The sequence below is a fragment of the Paenibacillus sinopodophylli genome (genome assembly GCF_005930355.1).
In the GTDB taxonomy this organism is placed as follows: Bacteria; Bacillota; Bacilli; order Paenibacillales; family Paenibacillaceae; genus Pristimantibacillus; species Pristimantibacillus sinopodophylli.
On the sequence record NZ_VDBO01000012.1, the window covers coordinates 17,794 to 44,541 of the forward strand.

Consider the following 26,748-nt stretch of genomic DNA (forward strand, 5'->3'; position numbering starts at 1 on the left):
CGATTAGCGGCAGTTGCCCTTAGGCACCTCCCATTAACCGAATGCTTACGTCGTTGCAGACTTCGTTTATTTGTAGAGCACTTTCTCCACGTTATACTTAGCTCTGCCTTTATTCAAAATGTACGTTTCGTAAATCTCCCGCTCGACTGGATCCTCATTGATGAAAACCTCGATTTTAGTCACTTCATCGCGGTAGTTTTTCATGACCGAAACGGTATCCTCGAAATGCTTCTTAATTCTCGGTCTAAGCTTTCTCGCCTTGCCAACAAACAGAAGCTCGTCCTTCGCGTTATAGAACGTAAAGAAGCCGCCTTTATCGCGCGGGATTTGGATAAAATCCGTAAATCCATAGATATGGCTTAGCTGGGGGTTGCTTTGTTTCGTAATGGATACATCCGGTGTTGGAATAGTAATATTGATCACGTTCACTCACGTCCTCATTCGATATAGGACTAAATCTTAACACAACCAACCGGTTAATACTATTCCTTATCGCTCTGCTCTCGAAAGCTCAACAAGCACAACCTCCGGCCGGTTGAATAGCCGCTGCGGAAAAACACTGTTGCCGAGCCCGCGGCTAACGATCATCGTAGAATCGCCTGCCGTATATTTGCCGCCGTCATATTTCGGAAGAAAGCCTTGCCCTGGCGCAATAAGACCGCCAATAAACGGCAAGCGCACCTGCCCGCCGTGGGCATGACCGGAGAAGGTCAAATCAAAGGCGTGCTGGGCATATTGCGCGAACAGCTCAGGACGATGGGATAACAGAATCGTGTAAAGCTCTTCGGCGTGGTTCACGTCTTCGAGCGCAACCGCAATATGCTCATTAATTCGGTCTACATCATTATAGGCATCATGATTAAAGGTCGGATCATCCACACCGACGATACGGATCTCCCCATCCCCGAGCTTAATCGTCTCGCTGGCGTTGCGCATCACATGGACGCCAAGCTCCCGCATCCCTTTGGCTAACGCAGGGAATCTCGAGCCCCACTCATGATTTCCTGTCACATAATACAATGGTGCGATCTCCGTCATTCTGCGCATCAGCATCAGACTGCTCTCCGCATTGTATCTCCTACTATCGACCAAATCACCTGTCATAACAATCATATCAGGCTTTAATTGCTCCACCTTGCGCGTGATATTGCTCTGATCCTTGCCAAAGGACTTGCTGTGCAAATCCGTCAAGTGCACGATACGGTAGGATTCAAATCCGTCTGGCAATTTACCTCCGCTAAGCTTGTATTTCGTAATGCCAATAGCGTTGTTCTCAAAGTAAAGAAACACAATGATAGCGGCTATGAGAATAGGAATAAGGATCCACACACGTTTTTTCGTCATATGCATCACTACCACGCTCCTTGTTCATTCATCTATTTCGCCCGCTGCTTGGATAAACTCCATGACTGCCATTTGCTATGCCGCTCTGACTTCTCTTGCAGCTTCTCGATAACGACATCAAGCTGCTGCAGCTTCGGCTGCTCTGCTTGCAGCTTGCGAAGCGCGGGCACCGCATCTGTCGATAACGTGCTCAAGTAATCCAAATCAATGCTGCCTGTGCGTTCATAACGCTCACCGTTATTTACAGCGATTCGAGCATCCAAATTAGCAAAATTCATAATAACGAAAGCCATGATTGATACGCAGATATAGACCTTGCCCATCGAGAAATGCTCTTTCCATATTCTAATCAGCGCAATGACAAGCAGTACCGCCAAATAAAGCATAAAACCATGTACAAGCAATCTCGTCTGCGTAAAGCCGTAAGCCTCTTCATACAAGGAAAGTCTGCTGTAAGCCGATACGAGCATCACAATCGTGCAGCTGATCAGTACGGTGAGTGAAAGCTTTCGCACCCATTCCGCAGCCGCGCCTGCCCGCCGTATGAGATGAAGCCCGCACATGAGCAGAATAAGATTGATAAGAGCTACCATGATAAGCTCCGCGAAACCCCTGCGCGCATACTCGGCATAAGCAGAGCCCTCCGGCAGCAAGCCGTTCGCAGCCCCGAATAAATAAGAGAACTGAATGGCAACAAACAGAACGTACACCAGATTTATACTGACCAGAAGGGTACTAGCCGTGATTGGATCTACTTCAAAACGACCACCAGATTTAAGCACTGCTTCCTTAGGCTTCATAATCTCTTGATCAGTGGTATCGACTGCCTTATTGAAAAGCAGGCCCCATATATAGCAGAAAGCATAGAAGAAGAAAAAAGCAGCAACAATTAGACGCCAAAGCCCATTCCCCAGCGAAAACTTAGTCATGATCTCAGGAATCTCCTGCAGCCAAGATAAGAAGATTTGATCCGCTGAAGCGAGCAATGATATGACAACGATCAGAATCGGCGCCGCCAGCAGCAATCCCATTACAACTCTGCCAAGCTTGCTCCTTGTCTTCTTCTCGCCCTCTCCCCGCCACCTGTCATTCAGAATACTAAAGGGAACCTTCACAAACGCAAACGGCTTAATGAGTGCTAGAAATAACAGCTCCGTATAAAATATCCCCCTATACCAAGGCTTGATGGTGCTGCTTGTCAAAAGCGCCGTCTGAGCAACAATCAAAGCAAATAGCGCAAACAAATTAAGCTGCCTGAACAACAGGTTATTGTAGATCGCATAGGTCAACGTCAATAAAATGATTGGGATGAACAGCAGCATGCCTGAGCTAGCCTGCCCCTCCCACTTCTCGAAGCCGCCCATACGGCCCTTAATCGAATAGAAGAACAAACCATAAAAGCCGCAGACAAACACAACAGCCGAAATGCCTGCCGCCGCTCCAACAAATAAATATTGGCTCATTAGACCGAACAAGAGGGCAAGTATTAGCATTTTATCATACCTTTTTTGCCATGGCGCCGGATCTCTCATGTGACACTCTCCATTTTCAAACTCAATTTGTTAATTTACTCCTTTTATTGTAACCTAGAAAACAAGAACAAAAAGTGTAAGTTATAACTGGAAAATTTCTTATTTTGAGGCGGGAGTCTTTTGCATGAAAATACGCAGACATTATTTGACGATAAGACGTTCTTATCCGAATATACAAGAGCATTCGCCCTTCGAGGTCACCACGCAGGAGCTTGCAAATTTGCTTGAATGCACACATCGCAATATGGTACTCCTTCTGAAGCGAATGCAGCAGGAGGAATGGCTAGTGTGGGAGCCCAAGCGAGGACGCGGCAACCGCTCCGCGCTCACCTTCCTCATGAGCAAGGAAGAGGTCGCCCTGCTCGAGGCTCAGGAGATGATGCACAAACAGGATCTGCACGCAGCGCTTGAGCTGCTGCAACAAATAGATGATTCCCCGATCGTACGCGACCAGTTCCAAGAGTGGCTTTCCGGGCAATTTGGCTTTCACTCTGAAGTACAAGGTAAGCGCCGTACGGATATTTTGCGATTTCCACTGCCGCAAACGATTTATTCACTTGATCCGGCGGCTATTCACTATACGGGCGAGTCTCACCTCGTTTACCAGCTCTTCGACGGGCTTGTCCGCATCGATCCGCGGGGAGAGCAGATTCTGCCGCATCTCGCGCATGCTTGGGAGGTAGACACCTCGCGAACAAGGTGGACGTTCTATCTACGCAAGGGTATACTGTTCCACCACGGAAGGGAGCTCGACTCCTCGGACGTCAAATTTTCGCTGGAGCGTCTCAAACAGCTTGCGCCGCTCGGACTGTATAGCTGGGTGTATTCCGCTATCGTCGCGATGGATACACCAGATGATACGACCATTCGTATCCAGCTAGCCCAGCCAAACGAGGCTTTCCTTGCTTTCCTCGCAACGAACCGCGCCTCCATCGTTCCACAGGATGCCTGCATCGCATCAGGCGAGCATTTCGGCAGCAAGCCCATAGGCACCGGTCCTTTCCGACTCACCGGCAATGAACAAGGGGTTTGGATTCTAGAAGCGTTCGCCGCTTATTTCCAAGGGAGAGCTTTCCTTGACCGAGTGGAGATATGGACGGTTGCAGAGGAGGCCACACGCGAGAACCAAGCAGAGCTGCAATCGTTCCAGATTATGCATAACGCGCGGCTCTCTGATATGGCAGCCGAACGCTGGCAGCAGGTTAGACAATCCGGAATGACTTGCAAATTCATTACAGTGAACGAGCAGAAGGACGGCTTGCTGGCAAACCCCGCTATTCTTGCACAGGTGAACCGTGCTATTGAAAGAAGCGAGCTGCTAAAGCTGTTATCAGGGGACGTGATCGAGGGAGTGAACAGCTTCTGGCCAGAATGGACAGAAGACTTGCAGAGCGTGCCTATGGCAGCGGACTTTGAATCCATTAAACAAGGCTTGGCAGACTCTGGCTATCAAGGGGAAGCACTTGTGCTCGCCACGATTCCGCAGTATGCCGCGGATGCAGAGATGATTCGTCAGGTGTGTGCGCGGTCGGGCATCCCGCTTACGATCAGCCTCATACCTGCTGAGCAGTTCAAGGGCTCCGCAAGGATGTCAGCCGACCTGCTGCTCTTCGCCGTCATGCTGGATGAGCATCGCGAACTCAGACTGATTGACCTGTACAAAAGCATGCAGCAGCATGCGCTGCCAAATGTACATGACAAGCTGGAGCAAGGTATTCGCGCGATCCTGAGCGAGCCTGACCGAATGCGACGGACAGCTACCTTCATCGACATTGAGGAGCAGCTCAAAACGAGGAACAGCCTGTTGTTCCTCTACCGAAAACATTTGAAAACCGCTTTCCATCCTTCCGTGCGCGGCATCTCTCTTGAATCACTCGGATGGGTTCGATTTCGCGATATTTGGTTCACCTAGCGGCTTTGTGCGCGGCTTCCTAATTAGGGAGAGGAGCAGTACCAGCAGCAGTGGAATCATAAATGCCGTAAACGACCAAACAGGGTGTACAGTCGAGACGATTCGGCCCCAATCCGTCGCGCTGTCCACACTGACCAGTCCCATTAGAAAACCCATTAACGCGAGCGGCATGACGAGAGCGCGGCTGTTCTTCATGCCGAATACTTGACTAACAAACAGATTAAGCACATACAGCGTGATAGATGTTTTCATGTACGAACCAAGAATTAAAGACATGCCGATAATTGACTCAATTCGCTGCACGATTTCCTCAAATTCCACGATACGCGCCAAAGAAAATAAAACATACGGCATTTCACCAGCGAAGCTTCCAAAAATCATAATGGCACAAACACAGGATACGCAGAGCACGATGATATTAATACACAGCGCAGCCACCATCGTCTTAGACAGCTTGTTTGCCGATTCCTTGTTAACGAACGGCAGCAGCATCGTGAATAAGAAAACCTCCACATAAGGAAAACCGAAGGTGAAATAGGCGCCGTGCAGCACTGGTTTAATGCCCTTCGGCATAATGGGGAGCAGCTGTGTCGGATCATAATCCGGTAGAGCAATGAGTAGAACCAGAAGAATACATCCTGTTGTCAGAATCATCGTTAAAGTGAACATCCGTGCCATAACCTCCAGCCCGGCTCGTACAGTAACGGCCGACACTGCGAAGATTAGAAAGGTAAACGCATAGATCGGCGATTCCCGCAGCATGGAGCTTACCATAAACAGTCCGACATCATTGACGATACCTGACTGCATTTGGAGTAGAAAGGATATCGTAATCAAACAAAACAAAGCAGTGAGCGTTGAGCCCATTAATTGACGGCTATATTCTACGAATGATAAACCCGGATAGCGCTTGTTCAAATACAGAATGCTGGCCAGAACCAAGAGACCTAACGCTCCTGAGACAAGCAAAGAGAGCCAAGCCCCGTTGTACGCCTTACTAATGAGCGGACCAGGAATATTAATAATTGAAGAGCCTGTCATGAACACAAAAAACAATATGCCCATCTGGTAGGCACTTACCGTTTGCTTCTCTATGCTGCTCCCCTCCTTATCCGCTGCCCTGCTTTAAGCATTCTATTTCAAGTAATCGTCTATCGCCTTGGATACGTCTCCAAAAACAGGTGTAATTAGATCAATAATATCGAACCAGTCCTTGTTGTTGACATAGTCGATCCCCATGTACAGACAGATGAAGTAAAGTCCGGCATACAGCGCCTTCTCACGCTTCGTAAGCTTATCTATGGTCAACCAGTCATACAGCAATATGCCGCCAAAAGCAGCAGCCATAACCATAATCTGCTCACCCATAAGCGGATCACATCTCCTTGGCTTAACCAGCGGGCTTGCTCGATATCGTTCCGCTTGTCACAAGCCTTAGCTTTATCTTTATGTTAAATGTAATTTGGGCAAATCGATCGTCCCAATCTTCTTTCAATTGCTCCCATTTCCGGGGATTCGAACGATAAATTTCGTCCGCTACGCCAATGACGTCCATTTGGCTCGCCTGAAGGAATTTAATCGTACTTCTAAGCTGCCGCAATATCTCAGCCTCTACTTGTTTAATAAACTGTTCTTCGACTTCTGTAGACGTAATATTCGTGCATTTCAACTCGCCGATAGCTATATCTCCTTCCATCTGGATGTTCACGGCAATTTGCTCCCGCTTGATAACCGGCTTCTTTTTCACCTTGAACGTTAAAATCTCGGCCGTTTCGTTCTCGCCGTTCCCAGAGGGACACTTAACCTCAACCACGCCAGAGCGGTAAACATTGCGGAGCATAAGCAGTCCTTCCACCTTAGAAGCAGGAATGACTACCTTCATTTTCCCTTTTTTCACAAGAGCAAGACCGGCTGCTGAGAAAACCTCCTTACTATCGTCTTCCCCATATACATAGGCAACCAGAGCGTCACCACTCGCACTCTTTAGCTGAAGCATCAAATCCAGCAGTGTATTGTCTATTGTTTTGGCAGAGGTGTGGTACGAAGATTCCTTCACCCGCAAAAACTGCTGTGCTGTGGTCTGCTCAATTAAAGGCTTCTTCAAAAACATCTTTTCGGCATTCCCTTTCGAGATCATAAGCGATACACTACTCCTTGGTTCATGATCCCGATAAAACAAATCAAGCAAGTGGCCGAGATCATTCGACCTTGCCAGCTTCTCTCCAACGATAATGACACGCAAATGACTCCATTGTGCTTTTCTGCCAAGGTGGATGGGAATGTCACGAATCGCCTCCATCACCGATTGGTCATGTGTCTTTATATTGATGCTCGAAGCGGTGGTTGTAGCCGTTGTAAGCGCCTGAGCGAACGTTGGCCGATAAATTTGTGTTAATAGTTCAATATCTCCGTTCTTCGCTAGGTCTATGGCAACACCCATCACGAAGCCGCGCTCGGTCAGCTCGAACTTGCTCCAGCAGCCTGAGAGCGGAAGCAGACTGCAGAGTATCAAGAGGCAAACTGTCCATTTCTTCAAAACATAGGAAATTATATCATTTCGCCATCCTCTCTTTCTATTTCTCGGAATGAAACGCGCCGTGCCGCCAAAGGTCGACGACAGGCATTTCTTCTTATCCGGGTTCATTCCTCATTCTTTCTGTTAACTAGCCGTTTATGGTTATGAAGATTACGGGGATTACGCAGCATCGTCTTGAGCGGCACTCTTATAATGACATCCCTCAGCTCAGTCAAGCGGAACGGAGCAAGCGGAGCGAGGTACGGTTGACCCAGCGAGCGCAGCTTGCACAAATGCAGCAGAATGAGAATTAAGCAGATCATCATGCCGAAGCCTCCTAGAATGGCCGCGCTTATCATTAACGGAAAACGCAATATCCGCAGTGAAATCGCAATGTTGTACTGCGGAATGGTGAAGGAAGCAATCCCTGTCAAGGCAACGACAATGACCATAATCGGCGATGCTATACCTGCGCTGATCGCGGCATCTCCTATGACCAGCGCCCCAACAATGCTTACGGCAGAGCCTACCGGCCGGGGCAGCCTGACGCCAGCCTCCCTCATCAGCTCGAAAAAAAACTCCATCAGCAGCGCTTCAAAAAAGGCAGGCAGCGGTATGCCCTCACGCGCATTAAGAATAGCCAGCAGCAGTACAGTCGGGATAAGCTCTGGATGAAAGGTCGAAAGTGCGATGTATGCACTAGGCAGCATTAATGCAATCATGAAGGCAATAATGCGCAGCCATCGTACCAATGTTGATATAATCGTTCGCTGATAATAGTCCTCGCTGGATTGAAAAAACTCAGTAAACAACCCTGGACATAATAAAATGCCGCCAGTTCCTTGAGCAAGTACAGCAATTTTCCCGTCCAGCAGCGCTGCCACTGCCATATCCGTCCTTTCCGTATACCGATGCTGTGGGAACGGTGAATACGTAGAGTCTTCGATTAACTGTTCGATATAGGCCGTTTCGAGTACTTCGACCTCCTTGACCTGCTCGATTCGTTTTTTAAACTCTGCGAGCAATTCACGATCGACCTTATCTTCAACATAGCCATATACGATCGTCGTCTTCGTCTCGCCCCCGGCTGTAATCATCTCCAGCTTGAACTTGGGCGTTTTGAGCCGAAGTCGCAGTAACCCTAGATTTTTCTGAAGGTTTTCTACCGTACTCTCCCTTGGTCCTTGTACGACTGATTCATTAACCGACTCATTAACCTGCCGTGTCTCAACAGACTCCGCTTTGTAGCAGAGCGCCTTATTCCATTGATCAAATAGGATAACAAGGCGGCCATTTGATATTTCTTTGATGAGAATTTCCAAATCATCACATAACGTTGCTTTTTTGGCTGATACCCCGTCATGCTCAAAAAATGCTTTTATATCCTGCGGTGTAACGTTCATGCCCGGACCAATCTCGTGTGTCGTAAGATCCTGAAGCGAAATTTTCATGTAATTAACAGTATCTTCCTGAACAAGAGAATCGTAATACACCGAACATGCCGAATACTTCAGCTCAGGACCATAATGCCAATGTCTAAACACAATATCCGAGCTTTTATCGAATGTCTCTTCTAGAAACGCTATATTATCTTGCAACTGCTCGAGGAGCGGTTTTTCCAACTGACCTGTCGATTGATCCGTGCTTGTTTTCACTGTACCGCTTGATTCTGTCGAACTGGCTTGCGTTGTTCCGGGGGAATTGTTCGTCATGATGTAACCACCTTGATTCAATTAATTCCATTATTCCCCTTCATCTGTGAGGTATACAGCTTTATGCTTAGATATGAAAAAGAGCCGATACAAACAGGAACCTTCTCCTGCTTATATCGACTCGTCTGCATCATGCGCTAGGCTACTGTTAGAATGATTGGCTTGTCCTTCGTAATAATAATAGTATGCTCGTGCTGGGCAGCAAAGCTTCTATCCGGCGTTCGCAGCGTCCAGCCATCCTGCTGCTCGACAACATAATCCGCGCCCATCGAAAGAAACGGCTCAATGGTAATGACTAACCCCTCTTTCAACATCCGTTTGTCATGCTTGTTGTACGTCGGTGGAATTTGCGGCCATTCATGCACGGCTCTGCCAACGCCATGACTGCATAGATCATTAATAACCTTGTATCCGCCTTGCTGTGCCTCCTGCTGAATAAGCTTGCCGATCTCATTAATTCTCACACCATGGGTTAGCGAGGAAATAACTTTCATCATCGTATAATGGGTATAGCGGCACAGCCTAGTAACCGGCTCGCTGAAAGGAGCGATTTGGAAAGAATGGCCCGTATCAGCCACATAGCCGTCTTTCTCTGCGCATACATCAATATTAATCAAATCGCCTGGCTTTAATACCCGCGATCCAGGAATGCCGTGAGCAACCTCATCATTGACGCTGATACAGGTCTGGCCGGGAAATTGAAACGTTTTGTACGGAGCGGAAATAGCGCCGTGGCTTGCCAGAATGCGTCCGCCAAGCTCATCAAGCTCTTTCGTTGTCATACCCGCCTTCGTATGTTTCTTCATTTCATTCAACGTTAACGCAACGATTCTCCCAATCTCTTTGAGCCCATCTATATCGTCCTGCGAACCTACCGTCATTCGTCAGCCTCCATCCCTTTTCTCCTTGCATTCATACACTGGACTATTATAGCATGAGGCCTTTGTGATCAGCTTGTTCTTGTCCTCGGGGCTACTGCCAGGATAATATTTCCATGTATATACATGGATAATAACTGTTATTTCGGCAGCCGATAGATCGCAAATGGTTCCCCGTGGCGAGTAGATTGACTGGCGCTGTCCAGCTCTGTCAACAGCCCGACAGAAAGCTTCAAATCTACGCTTTCCATGTTCTCCTGAAGCTGTTCCACTCTAGTCGCTCCTACAATAACGGAAGATACGACCGGTTGATGCATAAGCCATGAGAGAGACAACGCAGTGGGGGATACACCTGTTTGCGCAGCCAGTTCTCCTATATGAACACCTAGTGCCAGGTTGCCTTCATTAATGAACCTCGTGAAATTCGGATCTGTCTGCGCCCTGGAGCCTTTCGGCGCCAGATCCGCGGAAGTGTATTTGCCTGATAGAATTCCACCTGCAAGCGGGAAGTAAGGAATGATGCTTACCCCCTGATCCAAACACATCGGAATAAGCTCCTGCTCCGGCGTTCGATCAGCCAAAGAGTAGCTCGCTTGCGTAGCTGTAAATCGATTCAGACCGAGTCGGTCGCTAATGCCTAACGCCTTCATCAGCTCCCACGCCATATAATTCGATGCGCCAATATACCTTACTTTTCCCGAACGAACCATATCCTCCAGCGTTCGCAGCGTCTCTTCAAGCGGCGTTTCCGGATCAAATGTATGAATCTGATACAGATCAACATAATCCGTTTTCAGCCGTCTCAAGCTGTTCTCCAGCTCCATCTGCAAATGGTAGCGTGAAGAACCTCGTTCATTCACCCCAGTCCCTCGGATAAGTCCTGCCTTAGTCGCAAGCACGACCTCCTGTCTTCGTCCCACTAAAGCCTCGCCAATTATTTTCTCTGATTCCATACCTGCATAAATATTCGCCGTATCCACGAAATTAATGCCATTATCTATAGCGTAATGAATGATTCGCTTAGAGGTTTCACCATCAGCTCGTTTCCCGAAGGCGTTCGTCCCCAAACCGAGTGCGGATACTTTAAGACCGCTATTGCCAAGGCGGCGATATTGCATAGCTTTCAGCTCCTTTTATCGTTCCAATATAATCTGATTGCTCTATTATAGCTTTCTTCCCCTCTCATTTCAGCATCGTATGCAGAAGCGCTCTCCGCTTCTATCTTTGACATTATGACCCGACAAGTAAATTCTGCTATGATAAAAGCAATCGATTAATCGGAAGGTGAAACGGCTGTCGCTCTCCTCTGGCGGCGCAGCGCGTTTCTAGAAAGGAAATGCCTTATGCGCGCTCCATTATCTCAGCGAATTATTAAACTGCTATGCGGCGAAACCTTCTATGAGCGAGGGAAAGCTTATTTTAACACAGGAGAGGTTACCCTTGTGGATGCTGATCCTAAGTCTGGCAGCTATTCGGCCATCGTGAACGGGAATAATCGCTTCGATGTCACGATTGAGATCGATCCTGCCAATGATGTGGATGCCGCATGCACATGCCTCGCCTTCAGCACCTATGACAAATATTGCGCACATGTTGCCGCAGCGCTTCTTCAAATCCATGAGCTTGAGGAGCGTACACGCCAGCCTGTTCGCGTGTATCCTTCTCTCCTGCATCCCGAGGACAGGCCTTATGACGATGAAGAGGGCGAGATTGATGCAGAGAAATCTATTCATCCACGGCCCATCAAACAAGCGGGATCAACCGCAGCCGATAAGCAATTGGCCGACAGTCTGCTCGGCCTGTTCGGCAATCGGGGTCCGCGTTCCAGCAGCCACCGTTCTATTATAGATGCTAGAACTCCACTCGAGGTCGAAATGACATGCAAGCTTCATCCTTACGGCTATCGAAAATTCATGTTCGGCATCGAGCTGAAGCTAGGGCCGAAACGACTGTATATTGTACAGCGAATTCGTGAGTTTCTCGAAAAGGTCGAACGAGGACAGCCGTTTGTATTCTCGAAGCATTTCACCTATGATCCGGCCATTCATCGCTTCGAGCAGGAGAACGCTGCTGTCATCAAGCAGCTCTATCATGTTTATCGCCATGAGGTCCTATTCCGCCAATCCTCCACTCGTTACTACCAAGTGGAAGCCCCTTCAAGCGGAGAGCGGATGCTGCTCATTCCACCCTTGTCTTGGGAAAGCCTGCTTCCACTGCTGCTAGCGGCACCAATGGCCCGGCTGCAAGTTAGTGACCATACGTACACTGGCATTACGATAAGCGAAGAACCGATTCCGCTTCACTTTGCGTTCAATCAATCACTGGGCGACGGCTATCAACTGAATATTGTCGGACTGGAGAAGCTCACGCTGATGGATGAGTATGAGCTCCTCATCTCGGAAGGCAAGCTGCTCAAATTGACACCTGATTCTGCTCAGCGGCTTGCAGAGCTGAAGCAACTGGTAGATCATTCACGCAAGCCGCTAGTTCATATCGCTCCAGAGCAAATGGAGCCCTTCATGGAACGGGTCATTCCCGGCCTAATGAAGCTGGGCAGCGTCCAGATTGCGGAAGCGATCTCCGGTCGCATTCTGCAAACACAGTTGAAAGCGAAGCTTTACTTGGACCGAATCAGGGATAGACTTGTTGCTGGGCTGGAGTTCCAGTACGGTGACATTGTGATCAATCCGCTTGAGGGCAGCGATAAGAAGCGAGGCACAGACCGGATACTAATGCGTAACGGTGAGCAGGAACAGCTTATTCTAGAGTTGATGGAGATCGTTCCGTTCGCAAAAACCGAGGCCGGCTACTTCTTGGAGGACGAGGACTCTGAGTATGAGTTTCTGTATCGTATTGTGCCGCAGCTCGAGAAGCTGCTCACGGTCTATGCCACCTCTGCGGTGAAAGTGAGAATTGTCACGAAGCATGCGCCGCCTAAAGTAACTGTAAATATAGATGAGCGTACAGATTGGCTTGAGTTCAAATTCAACATGGATGGCATACCTGATTCCGAAATCCGCAACCTGCTGAAATCCCTTGAGGTCAAGCGCAAATACCACCGACTGCCAGATGGAGCCTTGCTGCCGCTTGAGGGGGCTGCGTTTCAAGAAATGATTCGCTTCTTGAACGAAGTCGGGTTAAGTAAAGGCGATATTGAAGGTGCAGCATTCCGTGTTCCTGCCGTTCGCGGCCTGCATCTCATCGATTCACAAGAAAACAGCAAGACTATTAAGCTCGGCAAAGCCTTCCGACAGCTCTTGGAAAATATGCGGAACCCCGACAATCTCGATTTTCAGGTTCCAGAAAGTCTTGTCCCTATCCTTCGCGATTATCAGCAATACGGCTACCAATGGATGAAGACCCTTGCCCATTATCGGTTTGGAGGCATTCTGGCTGACGATATGGGCCTTGGCAAAACCGTACAAGCGATCGCCTTCATCGTTTCCGTGCTGCCGGAGATTCGTAAGCGGGAGCAGCCTGCTCTAATCATCTCTCCGGCTTCGCTCATCTACAACTGGCTGAATGAGCTGAAGAAATTCGCGCCCGAGATTCGTGCTGTCATCGCGGACGGAACCAAAACGCAGCGCAGCGGCGTATTAGGAGGGAATATGGAGGCGGATGTTATTATCACCTCCTATCCATTGCTTCGCCAGGATCTCACCCAATACATGAAGCAGAGCTTCCATACGCTCATCATGGATGAGGCGCAGTATTTCAAAAACCATACCACTCAGACTGCTCAAGCAGTCAAATCCATCGAGGCGGGATACCGGTTCGCCTTGACGGGAACACCTATTGAAAACTCGCTTGAGGAGCTGTGGTCGATTTTTGGTGCCGTCTTCCCCGAGCTGTTCCCGAGCAGACAAGCATTCAACGAGCTTACACGGGAAACGATCGCACGGCGAGTTCGCCCCTTTCTGCTGCGCAGGCTAAAGAACGATGTCCTACAGGAACTGCCTGACAAAATCGAATCCATTCAGGCATCCGAGCTGCTGCCCGAGCAGAAGCAGCTGTATGTCGGCTTCCTCGCGAAGCTGCAGCAGGAGACCGTAAAACATTTGAACGAGGAAGGCTTCCAGAGGAATCGCATTCGCATATTGGCTGGTATTACGCGGCTGCGCCAGCTATGCTGCCATCCAGCCCTGTTCGTCGATGGTTATGAAGGAAGCTCCTCCAAGTTCGAGCAGTTGCTCGACATTATCGAGGAATGCCAAAGTGCTGGCAGACGACTGCTCATCTTCTCCCAGTTCACCGAGATGCTTGGCTTGATCAGCCGCGAGCTCGGCTACCTAGGCGTAAGCTACTTCTATTTGGACGGTCAAACGAAGGCCGCGGAGCGCGTTGAGCTCTGTAATCGATTCAACAATGGCGAGCGAGACCTCTTCCTGCTCTCGTTGAAAGCTGGCGGTACGGGTCTCAATCTAACGGGGGCAGATACGGTCATCCTATATGACTTATGGTGGAATCCCGCGGTTGAACAGCAGGCAGCCGATCGAGCCCACCGCATTGGTCAAAAAAACGTTGTGCAGGTTATACGCCTTGTAGCGCAGGGCACGGTTGAGGATAAAATGTACGAGCTCCAGCAGAAAAAGAAAAACCTGATCGATGAAGTCATCCAGCCCGGCGAGGAATCTCTCTCTTCATTAAGCGAGCAGGAAATTCGCGAGATTTTGATGATACCCTAAGCAGGCTGCACGAAGCGCCTATTAATAGATACGTCCACAAACCTCCGGGCACTTGCTGCTCGGGGGTTTTTCTGCAGGCTTTTGTCCATTGTCGGTAACTATCATTAGAGGGCATTTATCTGCAATTGATACTAGCAGATTTTAATAGAGATAGGGATATTGACCAGTACGGATACTCTATCTCGCACGTATACTTTCAATACAAAGCTCTATCAAACAAGGAGAGAGAAGAGGTGCCTGTTCTTGAAGCTTCACCGTGATTAGATAGCTTTAAGCTAATTTTAGAAAAGGAGTGCTGCTGTTTGAATACTAGAGAGCTCCATCCTTGAAAAGAGGTTAAAACATGCATGATGTATCCATCGTAATGACCATCTCTGCCTTTATGTTCACGCTGTTCTTTCTCTTCTGGCGTCCACAGGTCAATGAAGCTATCCCCGCCTCGCTTGGTGCAGCAATCGTCATTCTCAGCGGCAGTGTTTCACTGCGTGATCTCGTTGATATCACAGAGACCATCGGCGGCGCCGCTGTTACAATTATCGCAACCATCGTCATGGCTATTGTGCTGGAGAGCTTCGGATTCTTCTACTGGGCTGCCGAACTGCTTACCAAAAAAGCCCGAGGATCAGGCATACGCCTATTCTGGCTGACCAACCTGTTCTGTTTCCTCATGACGCTCTTCGTCAATAATGATGGTAGCATCTTGATTACGACACCTATTCTACTGCTGCTGCTGCAAAACATGGGCTTAAAAAATCATCAAAAAATACCCTATCTGCTTTCCGGCGCATTAATCGCAACCGCATCCAGCGCACCAATCGGCGTGAGCAATATCGTCAATTTAATCGCTCTAAAAATCGTTCACATGGATCTCTATATGCATACGGCCATGATGTTCGTGCCCGCTTCGCTTGGACTCCTCTTACTAACGCTGCTGCTATTTGCCGTATTCTACCGCACGCTGCCGAAAAAACTGCCGCCAACCGCTAGATGGAACCTCATGCCGGGAAGCCACCCGCTCCAGCATTCACAGCCTCAAGAAAACCGCAACCGCTTTATGATCAATATTCTTGTCTTCGTATTATGCGTTCGGATAAGCCTGTTTGTTGCTTCTTATCTCCACTTCTCGGTTGCAGCAACGGCCGTAATCGGATCGTCCCTACTGCTCGGCTGGCGATGGATTTACTTGAAGGTATCGCCTGCTGATATGCTTAGAAAAACACCATGGTACATCCTCGTGTTTGCATTCGGAATGTATGTCATTATTTATGGATTGCGCAATATCGGCTTAACGGACTGGCTTATCCATTTCATGCAGCCTCTTGTAAATGGAGGTCCGATGCATGCCAGCGTCATGATGGGAGGATTGCTCAGCGCATTATCCAATCTGTTCAACAACCATCCTGCATTAATGGTCGGCACCATTACACTCATGAACATGGGACTAGACCCCTTGACCTTGAAAATCTCTTATCTAGCCAGCGTCATAGGCAGCGACATCGGCTCGCTTCTGCTGCCTATCGGTACACTCGCCACCCTCATGTGGATGCATATCGTTCGCAAAGGAGGTGTCCCGATCAGTTGGGGACAGTATATAAAAGTGACGGCATTAGTCATTCCCATCACTGTGCTGTTTACGCTGTTCGCGTTATCTTACTGGGTAAGCTGGATTTTCTAAACAGTAAGAAGAAACGCCTGACGGCGTCTTTACTATAGACCCCATCGTTTCCCCGAAACGCATAGAGAAAGGATGAGTGAACTCATATCCTTTCCTATATTTAAAGAAGAGACCTTCCGCGTGGAAGGTCTCTTCTCCTCATGAATAGAATGCTATACACGGAATAAGCCGTAACCAGCAAGAGGAACGACAGGATTAAGATCAACGCTTAGCCCCTCCGAGCGGCCATGGAAAGCAACATCAACGAGCCATTGCGTGAAGCTGGCAACGTCCATGAATTCCATCTCCTGCAACGTGAAAAAACCGGCTGCGTCCACTTCTACATGATCTGGCACGGGCTCCCCGCTCACATATTCCATTTCGAAGGCCACATAAAGATTGTGAATGCTCTTTGGCTGATCCCGAAGAGCCACAATTTTTTTGACAACGGCTTGTACGCCGCATTCCTCAAGTACTTCTCTTTGCACTGTATCCTGTATCGCTTCCAGCTGCTCAATGTAGCCGCCGGGGTTCGTCCACTTTCCTTTTCCAGGCTCCTGCGCTCTGCGAACGAGCAGAATACGGTCATCCTTGACCACAAGCGCGCCGACGCCAATGCTGTAATTGCCCCAATGTACAAAGCTGCAGCTTGTACATGCTCTTCTCATCGTTCCGTCTACATCACGAGTTTCGAGCATGTGACCGCATGCCATGCAAAATTTAGCTTCCATCTGCTTCACCTCTATATCCAGCGTTTCATCTCATCAGATTATACGAATTATTTGCACGGTTGCCTAGTATAACTATGAGTTAACCATCAAGTATCAGATGACAAACTGTATCGCTGCTCTGTTTGAATATCGTACGCCGAAGCAGGTATAATGCCCTTATGAGCTTTCACATAGGAGGAATACAGACATGCGTTTTGTAAGCAACAACGGCATTACCGATCCCGCCCTGAACTTGGCACTTGAAGAATATATTTTGCGTTCCCTGCCAGACAATGACGATTACCTTCTCTTCTACATAAACGAGCCGTCCATCATTATAGGCAAAAACCAGAACACCGTTGAGGAAATTAATAGTGAATACGTAGAGGAGCATAAGCTCCATGTCGTTCGGAGACTCTCTGGAGGCGGTGCTGTATACCATGATTTAGGCAATTTGAATTTCAGCTTTATTATGAAGGATGACGGCAAGTCCTTCCACAACTTCAAGAAGTTCACGGAGCCTGTCGTCCGTGCGCTGCAGGAGCTGGGCGTAGATGCAGAGATGACGGGACGCAATGACCTGCAGGTAGGCGAGCGAAAAATATCCGGCAACGCTCAGTTCTCAACCAAAGGAAAAATGTTCAGCCATGGCACGCTTCTATTCGATTCCGAGATTGATAACGTCGTATCCGCCTTAAAGGTCAACGCTGAGAAGTACGTATCTAAGTCAACCAAATCAATTCGCAGCCGCGTAGCCAATATCAGTGAATTTCTGAAGGAGCCCCTTACTGTCGAGCAATTCAGACAAAAGCTCCTGCAATCTATCTTCGAACAATCGGAGAACATCCCTTTCTATGAACTCTCGGGCGACGATTGGCAAAAGGTGCAGCAGCTTGCGGATGAGCGCTATCGCAGCTGGGAATGGAATTATGGCCGCTCTCCTGCATTCAACGTTCAGCAGAAGAAACGAATTGAAGGCGCTGGCACGTTCGATGTTCGGCTTCAGGTTGAAGAAGGAATAATTGCCTGTGCAGCGATCTACGGCGACTTCTTCGGACGCGGCGACAGCTCGGAGGTTGCAGCTAAGCTAATCGGAACACAGTACGAGGCTTCCGCACTTAAGCAGCTTCTGGAAGGTTTGGATTTGAACTTTTATTTCGGGCCTGTCACACTGGATGACTGGTTAGGGCTGCTTCTGTAACCAGCTTGCTTAACTCCAATCTCCCATTTACGAAAGCAGTTAGAAAAGTTCAATTTGGGGAACTCATTTTTAAAAGGCACTTAGAATGTTAATGGGAAAAGATTTCTAATAAAGAGTTTTAGTTCAATAAGTAGAGGCAGCCTGCTACTTTATTTCCCAGTACAAGCAGCGCCAAACGGAACCGTTTAAGGCAATAGCGCTCACGTTTCGTACAGATATGACCATGGAATGGCAAAGAACCTTCAACTCCGCATAAAAGCAGAGCAGAAGGTTCTTTATTTGCGAGATAGAGAGTGGCTACTCCATCTTAAATCTGCCTATATGGCTTTGCAAGTCGCTCGCCACGGCATGCAGCGCGATTGCTGACGCTGTCATCTCTTCCATGTAGGCTAGCTGTTCTTCTGTTGCTGCTGACACGCTTTGCGTTAAGGCGGAAGCTTCATGTGCCTGCTTGGCGCTTGCTGCGGTGGAGATGGCAATTGCCTGAGAGCCATCCGCTATTTGCTGAGAGGATGCCGTTATTTCCTGAATTTGATTGGCGACCTCCTCTACCGAGATACGGATAAACTGGAACTGCCTGCTCGTCTCCTGCACAGACCGTTTTCCTTTTCCAACCTCCTGCTTGCCTGAATTCATCATGGAGACTGCCTGAAGCGTATTAGTACGGACCGTTCCAAGCGCCCTTGCTACTTTTTTCGATGCGTCCTCCGACTGAACTGCGAGGCTTCTTACCTCTTCAGCGACAACCGCAAACCCTCGGCCATGTTCGCCGGCTCTTGCTGCTTCAATTGATGCGTTTAAGGCAAGCAAATTAGTCTGGTTCGAAATCGAAGCAATCAACTCCACAATTCTTTCGATTTGCAGTACACTCTCTTTCAAATCATCCATAAATCGGGAGGTTTCATCCACAACTTGATCAATACTTCCCATATCCCGACTAGTGTGCTCCATATAGGCATGTCCATTATCCACGATGTTCATCGCTTGGCCTGACGTTTCCGAAATGACGTTTACAGTGGATGTAATACTTCCAATGGCCTTGACAATTTCGTCCATCGAGGCTGAAATAGCTTGTGTGCCTTGCTGCTGGTTTTCCGCCGAAGCAGCAACCTGTTGAATCGATTCTACGATATAGGTGGTGGCCGCTGAGGTTTGTCTTGCGCCTTCCCTTAACTCCTCGGAGCTTATGGATAGCTGGCCGGCCGCTTCACTCACTTTTTGAATCATCGTTTGCAATCCGCTTCTCATACTTATGAACGAGTCCGCTAATGAGCCGATTTCATCCTTATTCCGAATTTGAAGCGCCGTGCTTCGCAAATCGCCTCCCGCCACCGTTTCTGCCAAGAGTGACAAACGCCTGATCGGGACGGATATACTTCTAGAGAGCAGTGTTCCGAGCAGCATAGTCGCTCCAACCAAGAGAATGCTGCCAATCAGCATAAATACATTCGTACGTTTCACCTGCTGATCGCTAGCTAGCACATCTGCCGCCATAGCCTCCTCTTGCTTTTGAGCGAGAATATTGGCATTCGTCCGAATCAGCTTGGCCAAAGGGAAAATCCGCGTGTTTGCATACGAATTTGCTTGGCCTGCCTCCATCCCATTTAGCTCGGCAACTTTCTCAAGATACTGGGCATTCCAACCAAGAAGCGCATTCAGCTTTTCGCTGTCCTCTGTGTTATTCAGCATTCCTAGCGCAGCTTGCGCACGGCTGACAATTTCAGCACTCGCCGCATCAATTTCTTTGAGCGATTCTTTATTTTTGTTCAATAGGTAACTGCTGAAGCTGCTATTTAGCTGAACAGCATTAGTCTGAATCGACTCCATATGAACAAGAACAGCCATATTATAGTCAATGATTTCATTATAGGAGGCGTTCAAGCTTTTGAGACTATAAAAAATAAAGGCTAACAAAAGCAATATGCAGACAATTGCAATTAAAAATCCTCCATAAATCTTATTGGCAATGGTCAGCCTCCGCTTGCCCCAAACAGTTGATTTCAACATTGCCATTCTCCTTCGGTTCCCATAAGGGGCAGTATGTACTTGGAGAAAAAGCTTTAAATAAAGGAACTGCCTGAGGCAGTTCCTTTATTTAATAGTGCTATGAATTATTGCTGCTTCAACAAATTGCTAATGATTACAGCAGCTTGCGCGCGGTTGGCAATACCTTTAGGCGCATATGTGCCGTTTGTCATGCCATTAATTACACCTTGCTGCGTCAGTAATGCAATGGCATCCTTAGCATATGCGGCCATTTTGTCTTGATCCGCAAATTTCTCCAAGGCTCCGTCAACATCATCCACAACAGCATCTTTATTAATAAGCTTTAGTGCATTGGCTGCCATTATAGCCATTTCCTCACGAGTAATTGCACGGTTCGGATCAAACTTGCCATCCCCTACGCCTTGAGCCAATCCTGCTTTTACAGCAGCAGCTATTGAAGCGTAGTACCAATCGGACGTTTTCACGTCACTGAAGGAAACCAGCGCACTCTCATCTGCTAATTGGTAAGCGCGAACGAGCATGGTCAAAAACTCGGCACGTGTTACTTCTTTAAGCGGTGCGAAAGAAGTAGTGCTTACACCAGAAATAATGCCTTTGCTAGCCAATTCCTCAATCGCAGCTCCCGCCCACGATTCCACTGTACCAAGATCCTTAAATTCAGGAACAACAACCGGAGTCGGTGTCACCGTTGGTGTTGGCGTTGGCGTCGGTGTTGGCGTCGGGTTCGTTACCGGCCCAGTACCTCCGCCAGAAGTAGGCGGTGTTGGATCCGTCGTTGGTGTTGGTGTTGGATCCGTCGTCGGTGTTGGTGTTGGATCCGTCGTCGGTGTTGGTGTTGGATCCGTCGTCGGTGTTGGTATCGGCGTCACAACAGGACCATCATCAACGTCTTCCGGCAGAGCCGCTGGAGCAGCAGTGAAAATAGCATTTGCTACAATTCTAAACTGCTTTTGCGGATGTGCTCGGTTAAGCAAATCATTCGCGAACAAAGTAACGTTAATCGTTCCTTCATTGTACGTGAAGCCAATCGTTTTCCCTTGGGCTTGTGCATGGTTAGGCCACCAGCCTGCTTTGAAGAAATCAGCGTCCGTGCTTGCTGTCGCGAGTACTTTCGCTTTTTCTGGAATTGCACTCATCCAAGAACCCGTTGCCGTATACAAATATTCGTTGTCCTCATAAGCTGCTGTAATTGGACTGTCTTGCTCCAACACTGCCTTGAACAACCCTTCGTGGGAGCTTCCTGTCGTTGTAAAGTTAAAGCCAGGCAGAAGAGCTGTTCCCTTCATCGTATTCATTGCCGCTCTGCCAAACCCTACATATGGCTTGCCTGAGCCAATCAAATTCGTACTTGCAGCACCGCTTGTGTTAATGAGTACATCACTAGCTTCCAAATCCGTCGTAACGGAGAAGCCAAGGTCTCTTAGAACAAAAGCAGGAACTCCGGTAGCTGTAACGCTAGCAGATTTAAGCAGCTTCCCTTCATTACTTGCCGATGGATCAAAAGGAACTACATCCAGTAAATATTTTTGAGACACAAGCTCTAGATTTGTTTTGGAAACAAGGAAATCTCCCAGCTCATAGCCTGTTGCTCCTTGGCTGAGCATCGTTACCGATTTTTTCGCTGCAAGCAGCTCATTTACCGCTTTGATTGCAGCATTACTCGTATTTTTAATAACATAATGATTGGCATCGCCAGGGATTGTCGTAGTTGGAATAACGACTCCGGTAACATTAGCCGTTTTGCCCTTGAATGCCCCTGCTTGACGAATGACATACTTGTCAAAACCTCTCATATCGGCAAAGCTTTGTACGATTTCTGCATACATCTCAGAAAAATCCGATACATCGAAGCCATCATACAAGACCAGATTAGCATAGCCTCTCTTAGCCTGTTTCATATTGACAACATAGGTCCCTACTGGATAGACATTCGAGCCAATCGTTACAGCTGTCGTTGTCTGTTCTACCTTCACGCCATTACTAAGCAAGTATTTAACCATTTCGTAGGTTGCAAGACGATTCTTTTGCAATTCGCTTGCTACTGGAAGTACATAATAATCAGGGAAGAAATTAGTTTCTTCGCCACGCGGTCTGCCAATCACTTCATCAGCAGCGTTAGTCAAATACTGATCAACCGTACGGCTGTCCACATTGTCTACTCCACGCTTGTAAACCTCAAGCTGATTCAAGAAAAGCTTCTCTTTGTTGTCTGTTACATATTTGGTAGCAGCTACGCTTGCAAAGAATAAAGCTTTTACCGAATCTTCATTAAGTTCCGGAATTTCCAGCGTATGTCCTAGCGCACCGTGATGCATAGCGTAAACTGCGGTATACGCAGGGGATGCATCATCCCAGCCTGATTTGTTAGGACCGCTGTTGTTTTGATGAGATTCATAAGGAATTTCATAGCTTGTATATTTGGTATTTGCAATACCGGCACTGCCCATTACGTTCGCTTGCTCCAACATGCTATCGATCAGAAGATCATATTCAAAGTTCGGATCATGTGGAGGTGTACATGGCTCGATAAGGAAGCTGCTGACGAATCCATGCATATCAAGGAAAGACAGCGGCGACCATTTCGCAATTTCCTTCGTTACAATTTGTGTTTCCGGTTGCGTCTGGTAGGAATTATCACGGTTTAAGTCAAATGCATTTGCATTCGCCCGTGTATTCAAATACCGGCCATCCGGATTTTCCGTAAAGTTCATTAGGAAAATGGCATTTTCCAGTGCATCATTCACGTTCAGTGAAATAGGCGTTGGATTAGCACTATCTTCATTCGTGTTATAAGTAATAACATCCTGCGTACCCATTTCTCTAAAGAAGTTCAAGATTACATCAACGCCAGGCGCTTCATCCGGGTGAATGTTGTTCAGCCATACAGGCACTTTGTAATCCGTTAATGTACCCTTTTTAATCTTGTCTTGAAGACCCTTCGGATCATTCAACATTGCAGGCATCGTTTCATTTAAGTATTGATCTACAGATGCTTTATCTTTAGCCAAAATCGTAAAGTAAATATTTCGGCCTTGTACCGATTGGCCAAGCACTTGCGTCTCTACATAACGGCCTGTTTCTTCTTTGATTTCATCAGTAATTTTGTCGATTTCCGGTTTGATTTCATCATAAGTACGATAGCTGTCATAAGCATTCAGCTTAATTGGAGCCGTCGCAATGATGCGTCCGTTTTGATCCAGTGCAGCAAATTCACGCGTACCAATCATAGCGGGATATCTGGAGCGGTGCGAGCCTGACAAATTGACTGTGTTGTAAATAAGGTCAAATGTAACTTTCGCTTTTACTGTCGTTCCTACCACTACTGGCGGTTCCTCCAAGTAGATGAACGGATCGCCTGTATAAGCATTTGTTCCCCATTTTTTCCATTCCGTCAAAGGCTTATCACCATAAGTCCATTGCAAGTTGGCCAAGGTTACGCCAGCCGGCAATTGAAACTCAACGTCAATCGTTCTTTTTTCAGTAATGGATGCCTTATCCGTGCTTAGTGTAAGCTTCTCGGGAGCAAGCTCCTCGACTTCGAGCATGATTCCTGTCAGCACTTGAGTGAACGTGCTTAGATGCTCTTCAATTCTGCCTGGGTAAACCGATTGAATATGGGCAATGGTATCTTTGGCCGTATGCCAAACTGCCCCCTCTGCTACGGTTTGTGTATAACCATCCTTGTCTCCCAAGGACCAGTTGGTTGCTTCCAAGTAAGCGTATGGGATGCCTGCTTTGGAGAATGCAGCATGATCGCTCCAATCGCCCGTTGTGCCTGCAGGATATTGTGGGTTATCACCTGGGTTAGTAATCAGGTCAAGATCAAGTCGATCAGCGATGCCGAGACCTAAATCGCGAACAAAACCTTTGGAACCCTTGCTGCCGTAAATGTACATAAAGTCACCGACAGCCACGCTGTCGAGATTAATCATGGCGATCGTGTTTTTCTTATCTTCCGCAGTCATTTGAGAAACATAATACTGAGAGCCTCTAGTACCTGTTTCCTCTGCACCAAATGCGATAAATTTAATCGTATACGGTGTTTCCAGCTGTGATACAGCCTTCGCTGATTCGAGCATAACAGCAACGCCAGAAGCGTTATCGTCAGCACCCTTACCTGCGCTAACCGAGTCGTAATGCGCGCCTACGATAAGAACCTTCGGAGAAACGCCTACTTTAGTAGCGACAATGTTATTGGAGTTCACGGTCGCACCTGAGCGAACATAGCTGAATGGCTGTACCGTTACGCCAAAGCCCAATTTTTCAAATTCGCCTTTGACGTAATTACCGGCTTCAACCTCTTTAGCTGACCCAGCTACGCGGGAACCAATCGTATTAGCCAAGTAATCCATATATTCATAAGCGCTTTTGCCTACCGGTACCTCCGGCTCTGCAAGTGCGGATACGAATAACGGCTCGCTATCTTCCGGAGCCACTTCCGATTCTGTCGTTTCCGGAGCTGACTCTTCCGTATCGACTACCGGAGTAACGCCGCCAACTACGCTATCCTCTAGCGCATATGCAGCACCAGGAGCGATGATCGAGAAGACTAGCATTAAGGACAGCATGAGTGCGAGAAGCTTTTGAGAGATGATCTTCTTAGACATGGTCTTCCTCCTTTTTTTAAATATAAGACTTTACCTGTTTTTCACAATAAAGAAGTCTTATATTTCTGCGAGAAACGGATCTCCTCCTCGTTCAGAGGTCGGTGAAGCCGTTTCTTCTTGTCTAGCAAATCAAGTTAACTAGCAGAGAGAAGTCAAACAAGTACTAGACATCTCTATACTCATCACTCCCATTCCGCAGCAGCATTGATCAATTTTGACTTATCTACGATGTCGTTTATATGTTAAAGCGTCAAAATTTGTATACAATATACTTAACACAATATACCTCTTTACGTAAGGTAGTATAACATCGAAGTTCCGTGAGGACAACGAATTTTTAATATATTACCTTTATTTTTTCTTTTTCAATAGATTTGCGTTATATAACATAACATCATTATCACGTTTTACTAAACTGTTCTTCTTGATGTCAGCTTAGCTTGGGTAAATAAAAGCATATAATCATGCCCACCCGCTTTTGAATCGGTACCAGACATATTGAATCCGCCAAAAGGATGAACGCCTACAAGTGCACCCGTGCATTTTCGGTTAATATACAAATTTCCGCAATGCATCTCTTGCAGTGCTGTTTGTATTCGATCCTCATCCGCAGAGAAGAAGGCTCCAGTTAATCCAAACTCCGTGTGATTATAGATTCGAATGGCATCCTGCCAATCTTCTGCCTTCGCTATCGCCAGCACTGGACCGAATATTTCTTCCTGCATGAGATAGTCATCGGGACCTGCGTCAACAAATACGGTCGGTTCAATAAAGTAACCGCCATCTAGTCCTTTGTTGCCGCCAATCAACAGGCGTCCCTCGCTCTTCCCCGTTTCAATCGCCTGCATAATTTTATCGAAAGAGCTTTTGTCGATGACCGGGCCTACAGCTGCATTCTCCTCCGGCGATCCCATGACAAGCTTACTCGTTCTCTCTTTTACCTTCTCTACTAATTCGTCATACACACCAGCTACAACGACTGCTCTTGAGCCCGCTGAACATTTCTGCCCCTGGAAACCGAACGCCGAGGCTACAATCGCATCCGCAGCAGCAGCAATATCCGCCGTTTCATCCACGACAATACCGTCCTTGCCGCCCATCTCCGCAACAACCCGCTTCATCCATATCTGCCCCGGAGCCTGTTCTGCAGCCAATCTATTAATGCGTAGTCCGATCTCCTTCGAGCCTGTGAAGCTAACAAATCTCGTCTTAGGGTGGCTGGTCAAATAGTCACCAATTTCCGCGCCGCTGCCCGGCAGATACTGTATAACGTCAGCAGGCATACCTGCTTCAACCATCAGCTCATAAAATTTATAGGCAATAATAGGCGTCGTCGATGCCGGCTTCAGAATAACGGTGTTGCCTGCAACGATAGATGCAGTTGCCATCCCTGCACAGATCGCGAGCGGAAAGTTCCATGGAGGAATAACGATGCCGACACCTAACGGAATATAGGTCAATTGATTATCCTCACCAGGCAGCTTGACTAGAGGCTTATGCTCATTCGTTTCTGCAAGCTTCACCATTTCACGAGCGTAATAGTCCATGAAATCAATTGCTTCCGCTGTATCCGCATCCGCTTCCGCCCAGTTTTTGCCCGATTCAATTACGAGCCATGCCGAGAAATAATGCTTGCGCTCACGCATAAGCGCTGCAGCCTCCATCAAGCACGCTGCCCGCTCCTTAACGGAAACTTTTTTCCAGCTTTCGAAAGCAGTCAACGCAGCATTCATCGCCTGCTCTGCGAGTTCTCGGCTTGCTTTGGATACTTTGCCTACCACTTCACTCGACTTTGCAGGATTTAACGATAGTATTTGATCCGGTGTATGTACGGCGCGACCCGCTATATGAAGCGGATATTCCCTGCCTAGCTCCGACCTTACAAGCGCGATGGCTTCAACGAAAGCTGTTCGGTTTTCTTCCAAGCCAAAATCAGTCATCGGCTCATTGGCGAATGCTGTTGCTGTTAATTCTCTCATCTTCATTTCTCC

Annotated in this window: 17 protein-coding genes; 4 read left to right on the plus strand and 13 right to left on the minus strand. The window is 47.8% G+C overall.

The window, feature by feature from the left end:
- Positions 1 to 66 precede the first annotated feature (66 nt).
- The 3 genes from FGT79_RS25105 to FGT79_RS25115 all read right to left on the minus strand — a co-directional run bounded on the left by FGT79_RS25105 (position 67) and on the right by FGT79_RS25115 (position 2,876).
- Positions 67 to 423: a GIY-YIG nuclease family protein gene (locus FGT79_RS25105; RefSeq protein WP_138755675.1), complete on the minus strand. Its 357-nt coding sequence runs from the start codon at positions 421 to 423 to the stop codon at positions 67 to 69.
- 66 nt (positions 424 to 489) lie between these two features.
- Positions 490 to 1,350 (minus strand): metallophosphoesterase, encoded by an 861-nt coding sequence (locus FGT79_RS25110; RefSeq protein WP_138755590.1) that lies wholly within the window; start codon positions 1,348 to 1,350, stop codon positions 490 to 492.
- 26 nt (positions 1,351 to 1,376) lie between these two features.
- A complete protein-coding gene (locus FGT79_RS25115; protein ID WP_138755591.1) occupies positions 1,377 to 2,876 on the minus strand; it encodes a DUF4153 domain-containing protein in 1,500 nt (499 codons plus the stop codon).
- Positions 2,877 to 3,000: 124 nt separating this feature from the next.
- On the opposite strand from FGT79_RS25115, the gene FGT79_RS25120 reads away from it, so the two are divergent.
- Positions 3,001 to 4,788, plus strand: a complete 1,788-nt coding sequence (locus FGT79_RS25120) for an ABC transporter substrate-binding protein (RefSeq protein ID WP_138755592.1) — start codon at positions 3,001 to 3,003, stop codon at positions 4,786 to 4,788.
- Here the strand turns inward: FGT79_RS25120 and FGT79_RS25125 are convergent.
- The 6 genes from FGT79_RS25125 to FGT79_RS25150 all read right to left on the minus strand — a co-directional run bounded on the left by FGT79_RS25125 (position 4,747) and on the right by FGT79_RS25150 (position 11,011).
- Complete coding sequence (locus FGT79_RS25125) at positions 4,747 to 5,883, minus strand: GerAB/ArcD/ProY family transporter (protein WP_281286018.1); 1,137 nt, start codon at positions 5,881 to 5,883, stop codon at positions 4,747 to 4,749. The genes FGT79_RS25120 and FGT79_RS25125 overlap by 42 nt on opposite strands.
- A 39-nt stretch (positions 5,884 to 5,922) precedes the next feature.
- On the minus strand, positions 5,923 to 6,156 hold the full coding sequence (locus FGT79_RS25130) for a hypothetical protein (RefSeq protein ID WP_138755594.1): 234 nt from the start codon (positions 6,154 to 6,156) through the stop codon (positions 5,923 to 5,925).
- 22 nt (positions 6,157 to 6,178) lie between these two features.
- Complete coding sequence (locus FGT79_RS25135) at positions 6,179 to 7,432, minus strand: Ger(x)C family spore germination protein (RefSeq protein WP_138755595.1); 1,254 nt, start codon at positions 7,430 to 7,432, stop codon at positions 6,179 to 6,181.
- Entirely contained in the window at positions 7,429 to 9,015 is a 1,587-nt protein-coding gene (locus FGT79_RS25140; RefSeq protein ID WP_138755596.1) for a spore germination protein, read from the minus strand. The genes FGT79_RS25135 and FGT79_RS25140 overlap by 4 nt, the downstream gene beginning before the upstream one ends.
- Before the next feature lie 137 nt (positions 9,016 to 9,152).
- Positions 9,153 to 9,896, minus strand: a complete 744-nt coding sequence (gene map, locus FGT79_RS25145) for a type I methionyl aminopeptidase (protein ID WP_138755597.1) — start codon at positions 9,894 to 9,896, stop codon at positions 9,153 to 9,155.
- Between the two features lie 137 nt (positions 9,897 to 10,033).
- Positions 10,034 to 11,011: an aldo/keto reductase gene (locus FGT79_RS25150; RefSeq protein ID WP_138755598.1), complete on the minus strand. Its 978-nt coding sequence runs from the start codon at positions 11,009 to 11,011 to the stop codon at positions 10,034 to 10,036.
- Positions 11,012 to 11,236: 225 nt separating this feature from the next.
- Here FGT79_RS25150 and FGT79_RS25155 point away from each other — a divergent pair, with 225 nt between their 5' ends.
- Positions 11,237 to 14,578, plus strand: a complete 3,342-nt coding sequence (locus FGT79_RS25155; RefSeq protein WP_138755599.1) for a DEAD/DEAH box helicase — start codon at positions 11,237 to 11,239, stop codon at positions 14,576 to 14,578.
- A gap of 343 nt (positions 14,579 to 14,921) precedes the next feature.
- The gene (locus FGT79_RS25160; protein WP_138755600.1) at positions 14,922 to 16,253 is read left to right on the plus strand and encodes an ArsB/NhaD family transporter; all 1,332 of its coding nucleotides are present in this window, start codon (positions 14,922 to 14,924) and stop codon (positions 16,251 to 16,253) included.
- Positions 16,254 to 16,405: 152 nt separating this feature from the next.
- Here FGT79_RS25160 and FGT79_RS25165 read toward each other — a convergent pair whose 3' ends face one another.
- Positions 16,406 to 16,963, minus strand: a complete 558-nt coding sequence (locus tag FGT79_RS25165; RefSeq protein ID WP_138755601.1) for an NUDIX hydrolase — start codon at positions 16,961 to 16,963, stop codon at positions 16,406 to 16,408.
- Between the two features lie 187 nt (positions 16,964 to 17,150).
- On the opposite strand from FGT79_RS25165, the gene lplA reads away from it, so the two are divergent.
- A complete protein-coding gene (gene lplA, locus FGT79_RS25170; protein ID WP_138755602.1) occupies positions 17,151 to 18,143 on the plus strand; it encodes a lipoate--protein ligase in 993 nt (330 codons plus the stop codon).
- 297 nt (positions 18,144 to 18,440) lie between these two features.
- On the opposite strand, the gene FGT79_RS25175 is transcribed toward lplA, so the two are convergent.
- The 3 genes from FGT79_RS25175 to pruA form a co-directional block, all read right to left on the minus strand.
- Positions 18,441 to 20,150 carry a methyl-accepting chemotaxis protein gene (locus FGT79_RS25175; protein ID WP_171056441.1) on the minus strand — a complete coding sequence of 570 codons (1,710 nt, stop codon included), beginning with the start codon at positions 20,148 to 20,150 and terminating at the stop codon, positions 18,441 to 18,443.
- A 104-nt stretch (positions 20,151 to 20,254) separates the two neighbouring features.
- Entirely contained in the window at positions 20,255 to 24,757 is a 4,503-nt protein-coding gene (locus FGT79_RS25180) for a M20/M25/M40 family metallo-hydrolase (RefSeq protein ID WP_138755604.1), read from the minus strand.
- Between the two features lie 410 nt (positions 24,758 to 25,167).
- Positions 25,168 to 26,736, minus strand: a complete 1,569-nt coding sequence (gene pruA, locus FGT79_RS25185) for an L-glutamate gamma-semialdehyde dehydrogenase (protein ID WP_138755605.1) — start codon at positions 26,734 to 26,736, stop codon at positions 25,168 to 25,170.
- Positions 26,737 to 26,748: the final 12 nt, after the last annotated feature.

Coding starts and splice junctions, on each gene's coding strand:
- FGT79_RS25110 (WP_138755590.1), bottom strand. CDS start 1,350: ATGCATATGACGAAAAAACGTGTGTGGATCCTTATTCCTATTCTCATA.
- FGT79_RS25115 (WP_138755591.1), bottom strand. CDS start 2,876: ATGAGAGATCCGGCGCCATGGCAAAAAAGGTATGATAAAATGCTAATA.
- FGT79_RS25120 (WP_138755592.1), top strand. CDS start 3,001: ATGAAAATACGCAGACATTATTTGACGATAAGACGTTCTTATCCGAAT.
- FGT79_RS25130 (WP_138755594.1), bottom strand. CDS start 6,156: ATGGGTGAGCAGATTATGGTTATGGCTGCTGCTTTTGGCGGCATATTG.
- FGT79_RS25135 (WP_138755595.1), bottom strand. CDS start 7,432: ATGAACCCGGATAAGAAGAAATGCCTGTCGTCGACCTTTGGCGGCACG.
- FGT79_RS25140 (WP_138755596.1), bottom strand. CDS start 9,015: ATGACGAACAATTCCCCCGGAACAACGCAAGCCAGTTCGACAGAATCA.
- map (WP_138755597.1), bottom strand. CDS start 9,896: ATGACGGTAGGTTCGCAGGACGATATAGATGGGCTCAAAGAGATTGGG.
- FGT79_RS25150 (WP_138755598.1), bottom strand. CDS start 11,011: ATGCAATATCGCCGCCTTGGCAATAGCGGTCTTAAAGTATCCGCACTC.
- FGT79_RS25155 (WP_138755599.1), top strand. CDS start 11,237: ATGCGCGCTCCATTATCTCAGCGAATTATTAAACTGCTATGCGGCGAA.
- FGT79_RS25160 (WP_138755600.1), top strand. CDS start 14,922: ATGCATGATGTATCCATCGTAATGACCATCTCTGCCTTTATGTTCACG.
- FGT79_RS25165 (WP_138755601.1), bottom strand. CDS start 16,963: ATGGAAGCTAAATTTTGCATGGCATGCGGTCACATGCTCGAAACTCGT.
- lplA (WP_138755602.1), top strand. CDS start 17,151: ATGCGTTTTGTAAGCAACAACGGCATTACCGATCCCGCCCTGAACTTG.
- FGT79_RS25175 (WP_171056441.1), bottom strand. CDS start 20,150: ATGTTGAAATCAACTGTTTGGGGCAAGCGGAGGCTGACCATTGCCAAT.
- FGT79_RS25180 (WP_138755604.1), bottom strand. CDS start 24,757: ATGTCTAAGAAGATCATCTCTCAAAAGCTTCTCGCACTCATGCTGTCC.
- pruA (WP_138755605.1), bottom strand. CDS start 26,736: ATGAGAGAATTAACAGCAACAGCATTCGCCAATGAGCCGATGACTGAT.